Annotated in this window: 2 protein-coding genes and 1 pseudogene; 2 read left to right on the top strand and 1 reads right to left on the bottom strand. The window is 69.2% G+C overall.

Features of this window, described 5'->3' with window-relative positions; all coding sequences use genetic code 11:
• The first annotated feature begins 195 nt into the window (after window positions 1–195).
• Window positions 196–621 (top strand): hypothetical protein, encoded by a 426-nt coding sequence (locus ACFWPI_RS39210; RefSeq protein ID WP_380379145.1) that lies wholly within the window; start codon window positions 196–198, stop codon window positions 619–621.
• Between the two features lie 1,192 nt (window positions 622–1,813).
• Here ACFWPI_RS39210 and ACFWPI_RS39205 read toward each other — a convergent pair.
• A pseudogene (locus tag ACFWPI_RS39205) lies at window positions 1,814–2,261 on the bottom strand (RNA-guided endonuclease InsQ/TnpB family protein); the annotation flags it as partial.
• 309 nt (window positions 2,262–2,570) lie between these two features.
• On the opposite strand from ACFWPI_RS39205, the gene ACFWPI_RS39200 reads away from it, so the two are divergent.
• The gene (locus ACFWPI_RS39200) at window positions 2,571–4,862 is read left to right on the top strand and encodes a hypothetical protein (protein ID WP_380379143.1); all 2,292 of its coding nucleotides are present in this window, start codon (window positions 2,571–2,573) and stop codon (window positions 4,860–4,862) included.
• The last annotated feature ends 62 nt before the right edge of the window (window positions 4,863–4,924 follow it).

Genomic DNA, 4,924 nt, shown 5'->3' with positions numbered 1-4,924 from the left:
ACTGGTCACACTTCCGACGACGAAGCCAAGCCCGCGCCCGCAACTCCCACTACAAACGCCGAGGACACACCCCCCAGATGCGGTTGCAGTATTAACAGCTGGGGGTGTCCTGTGCCAGGAAACCTGGACCGGCGGCGGTTTGTGACAGTGAAGATGGACCACCGCAGTCGAGACGTCTCCTGGCACGCTGGTGACATGAAAGATTTCCAAGATCGAGAGCCGATTGATTCGCTCGTTGCCGCGGACTCTCCCTCATGGAGTGTCAGGGCCGCTGCAGGGCGTCGGCTGGCGGCAGTACCTCAGATCGAGGACGTCGCCGATGTCCTTCACCGCCTCTTGCTCGACGCTCAAGACACCGCAGTGACCTCGGAGACAGCCGTGGCCCTGTTGGCACGTGAGGACCTACCGGGTCTACGCGCCGTGCTCGCCGCCCGAGCCAACGCGACCGACCAGGGAACCGCTGACCAGCTCAGCGCGGAACTTGACTGTGACCCGCGCTGGATGACCGGCAACGGCCTGGCCGAGCTCATCCGGCAACTCAAGACGCTGACGTCGGACGCAGATTCAGGGGTTCGCGACGAGGCCCGACGGCGACTTTCACTCCTACGACAGGACAACTGACCTGCGGTGGTCCATCTCCACCGGCGCAAACCGCCGTCGGTCCACCTTCGGTGACGCGCGGTCCAGGTTCCCTGGCACAGGTCAGGGGACGTTCAAAGGTACGCAGCTGAGGAGCGAAGGCCGTACGTCGACACTGGGCCTGATGACGGCGCCGACGCCACCTCACCGTGTGCGCACTCACTGGCTTCCCTGTCTCCGCGCTCCGGTCCGGACCGGGCCGGTGTGGATCGTGTCCGTGTCGATGGCGTGGGGGAGCACGGCGTCGGCGGGTTCGGTGATGCCGATTTCTGTGAGGCCCGCCGTCCCTGCCGACCCCGTCGGTTCCGCCGGGACCGGAAATTCTTCGGTGCGCTCCCGCCCGGGTAACCTCGTTCAGACCTCCAGGACAGGAGAATTTCCTGTCCCGCATGTCGGCGCCGACACCGCAGGAGGTTGTGCGGGGACGGCCGGCCCGGCTGCTGCTCCGTTCGGCGCCGTGGTCGCTGCCGGGCACGGAGACTGCTCGGACCTCGTCTTCCATCGGCAGTCACTCCGTGATGTCCTTGTCGGCGTTCCCTGTGCTCCCTGTGCTCCCTGTGCTCCCTGCGCGCCTGTGGGCTGCTGCGCCCTGCCGGGCTGTTCGCAGGCGCTGGTGGCGACGGCGGTCGCGCCACCATTCCAGCCGGTCGTGTGAGGACTGGGGGAGGACGGCGTTGAGTACGGTCCAGGCCCCGGCTGGTGCGGCAAGGAGTAGGATCGCCCACCAAGGGGTGTGGTTGTGGAGCAGGAGGACCGGTGAGATGACACCGACAGTCCTGGCCAGGGGCAGGGTTCGGTTGCGTTTGTCCACCTGAAGCCTCTCTCCTCAACGCCGGCGGGGGCTGTTCATCCCGCGTGTGACAGCGTTCCTTCACCGAGTCGGGGGCGATGCCCTATCGGCCAGTTGCGTGCCGGGTGGAGAGGTCTCCTCCGCCGGGGTGGAGAGGGACGGAGGGATCGTCCGCTGCCCGAATCCATCGACGAAGGGGTTGTCGATGCTGAGAAACTACTCGGTGAGGTCGCTGGCGAGGAACTCGCCAGCCAGCCTGCCGCCGATCGTCTCGGCGGTGCCCACCGCCCTGGGGCTGTGTCTCGGGGCGCCGCATCGGCTGGGTTGACCACCTGTTAGCGTGCGCGAGTGACTCCTCCCCGGCGTAAACGCCGGGGCTTCTCGTCAACCCTGGCGGGCGTCGCGACGGGCCAGCCCGGCCCGTAGAACGTTGATGGCTCCTACCGTGTCGGCGTGCGCGCGGTGGCCGCAGGCGACGCAGTGGAACTTCTCCTGAGTGGGCCGGTTCTCCTTCGCGGTGTGCCCGCATTCAGGGCACTCGCGGGAGGTGTTGCGGGGGTCCACGGCGATGACTTCCCGTCCGGCGCTTTCAGCCTTGGCGTGCAGGATCGTCAGGAACACCCCCCCAGCCGGCATCCGAGATCGAGCGGTTGAGTCCGGCCTTGGCCGCGGCGCCGTTGGGCAGGAAGACGCCGGGTTGGTCGGGGTCGGGCTTCGGCACGGGGGCCGCGAGCATGTTGCGGATCTTCAGGTCCTCGTGCGCGATGAAGTCGTGCTCACGGACCAGCCCGAGGGCGGCCTTGTGGGCGTGGTCGAGCCGTTGGCGGCGCACGTCCGTCGAGGTACTCGCGCGTCCCCGGCCTGACCTCGTCCATTCCCGCCCCTTCCTTCTCGCTCCTGTGGCGCCTGTTGCCCCGGACGATACGCACCGCCGCAGACAACCCCCGGTGCCGCGGTCCGCCCGGTGCGCCCGGCCCGCCCGGCGCGTCCGGTTCTGACCGGGCCTCAGGGCCGTAGGTGTGCAGGCCGGTTACGGGGAGGCTTCCGAAACGAGAACCGTTTCCAAAAACCCCGCCATCGATCGGTCAAGGTCTGTCGGAACGCGGCCGTAGCGACCGCCCGCTGCGCCAGGGTGGGCGCCATGAGACTCCTGAAACTTCGTTCTGCCCCGCGCGCGGGCCGAACGCCGTTCCGCGCGCTGCCGCTGATCGCGCTGGTCGTGGCCGGCGCGGTGATATCCCTCGGTACGGTCGTCCCGGCCGCGGCCGCGACCTCCCGGGTCGACCTGAACGTCCTCGTCGTCACCGACGGCAACCCGTGGGTCGAGGGCATCCACAAGCAACTGGTCTCCGAGGGTGTGCCGACCACCGTGGTCGACCTCACCAGCAGCAACCGCGCCACTCTCACGGCGTCCTTCCTCGCCGACGCGCTGGCCGACGGCACACCGCACGGCCACTTCGAGGCTGTCGTCCTGCCCAACGACGCGCCGAGCCGGCTCTCCACCGCCGAACTCTCCGCCCTCACCGGCTACGAGCAGGCCTACCACGTCCGACAGGTCGACTCCTACGTGTGGCCGGGCACCAACACCGGTCTGAACACGCCCGCGTGGACCGGTTCGCTCGACGCGACCACCGCCACCGCGTCCTCCTCCGCCCGGGCCGACGCCTTCCGCTACCTCAACGGCCCGGTGCCGTTCGAGGGCACCGCGGGCGGCAGCGGCTCGTACGGCGCGCTGGCCACGCCGGTGCCCGACAACCCGGCCACCGGCTCGCACTTCGAACCGTTCCTCACCGAGACGGTGCCCGGCACCTCGACGCAGGGCGTGCTCGCGGGCGTCTACACCAGCGGCGGCCGCCAGCAGTTGGTCCTCACCTTCGCGTACAACTACGACCAGCAGCAGTTCCGGCTGCTCGCGCACGGGATCGTCGACTGGGTGACGCGGGGCGTCCACCTGGGCTACTGGCGCAACTACTTCTCGGCACACATCGACGACCTGTTCAACGCCAACTCCCGGTGGAGCCAGAGCGGCAAGTGCACCCCGGGCGAAGGCGACTGCGCCGCCGGCGTACCGGACACCACGCCCATCCGGATGGCCGCCCCCGACGTCACCGACACGGTGAACTGGCAGCAGCAGAACGGCTACACCCTGGACTTCCTGTTCAACGCCGGCCCGGGTGTCGAGTACCAGGAGGAGCAGGGCGGCGACGACCCGCTGAGCGACGCGCTGCTGGCGAACAAGAACAGCTTCCGGTGGGTCAACCACACCTACGACCACCCGTTCCTGGGCTGCGTGCAGGACTTCTCGGTGATCCCCTGGCGGTGCCAGACCGACGCCTCGGGCGCCATCGAATACGTCGACCAGCCCACCATCAGCTCCCAGATCACCCAGAACATCCAGTTCGCCCAGGCCAACGGCCTCCCGTTCCGGCCGAACGAACTGGTCGCGGGCGAGCACTCCGGCACCGTGATGCTGCCGCAGCAGCCCGACGACAACCCGAACTTCCTGGCCGCGCTGAGCGCCGACAACATCCAGTGGCTCGGCGTCGACGCCTCCCGCGAGAGCGGGCAGCGTCAGATCGCCTCCGCGCTCGGCACCCCGCGCCACCCGGTCAACGTGTTCTACAACGTCTCCACCCAGGCCGACGAGGTGAGCGAGTACAACTGGCTCTACACCTCCAAGGCGAACGGCGGCAGCGGCAACTGCGAGGCCAACCCGGCCACCACGACCTGCATCGCACCGCTGGACCCGAACACCGCCTGGTCGAGCTACGTCCTGCCGCTGCAGGTCAGGATCACCCTCGGATACGTGCTGTCCAACGACCCGCGGCCCTTCTTCATGCACCAGTCCAACCTGACCGACGACAAGCTGGCCCTGCAGACCCTCACCGGCATCCTGTCCACCTACCGCACCTGGTTCACCGCGGACACCCCGGTGGTCAACCAGACCCTCACCGACTCCGGGACGGTCCTCCAGCAGCAGGCCGGCTGGCAGCAGGCCCAGAACACGGGCTCGGCCACCGGCTACGTCCAGGGCGGCGTGGTCACCCTCCAGGGGACCTCCGGCACCGCCGTGCCGGTCACCGTGCCCGCCGGCACCACCGTCACCGGCGGCGCCACCTTCGGCGCCGCGTACGGCGGCGAGCAGTCCGCGAACACCACGCTCGGCGCGACGGCTACCGCACTCACGCTGCCCACGAACGTGTTCGGCACGGTGGCCGACTCGACCCCCACCGGCCCGGGCGCGGAGCTCGCCTCCTACGCCAAGGGCTCCCCGCACGACGTGCGCCGCAACGGCGACGCCATCATCATCACCGACCCGACCGGCACCCACGTCCTGCCGAAGCTCGCCGGCGCGCCGGAGGAGCAGCTGCACATCGGCGACCACCACCACAACCCGTACAACGCCGTCCCGAAGGCACCGGCCAAGAAGTAGCCCGCACCCCGTAGCCCGCACCCCGTACCGCGGCGGCGGGCCGCACGAGCGCTCCCCGGCCC

It is taken from the genome of Kitasatospora sp. NPDC058492 (genome assembly GCF_042720685.1).
Lineage (GTDB): Bacteria > Actinomycetota > Actinomycetes > Streptomycetales > Streptomycetaceae > Kitasatospora.
This window is presented reverse-complemented; position numbering and strand designations above follow the sequence as displayed.